The sequence below is a fragment of the Xanthomonas cucurbitae genome, assembly GCF_002939885.1.
GTDB lineage: Bacteria > Pseudomonadota > Gammaproteobacteria > Xanthomonadales > Xanthomonadaceae > Xanthomonas > Xanthomonas cucurbitae.
On sequence record NZ_MDED01000169.1, the window covers coordinates 1 to 277 of the forward strand.

Sequence of the window (277 nt, forward strand, 5' to 3'; positions counted from 1 at the left end):
CGCTGGAAGCAGAGTCTGCGCTGGCAGCGGCTTGCGCCCTACCAGACGTTCGTGGGGATGATCGAGCGGCACTGGGACGGCATCGCGGCGTACTGCAGGCCGGAGAACAAGGTCAGCCTCGGCCTGGTGGAAGGGCTCAACAACAAGATCCGGGTCATCCAGCGCAGCGCCTACGGCTATCGCGACGAGGAGTTCCTGAGGCTCAAGATCATCGCCAGCTTCCTGCCCGCGCTACCCGAAAATGCTCGATTGCACCCACAGTGATCCGCGAAGACCC

Annotated in this window: 1 protein-coding gene; it reads left to right on the plus strand. The window is 63.5% G+C overall.

Features of this window, described 5'->3' with window-relative positions; genetic code table 11:
• Nucleotides 1–264: transposase (locus tag XcuCFBP2542_RS19220; RefSeq protein ID WP_146090403.1), on the plus strand; the 264-nt coding region annotated here is incomplete at its 5' end.
• Nucleotides 265–277 lie beyond the last annotated feature (13 nt).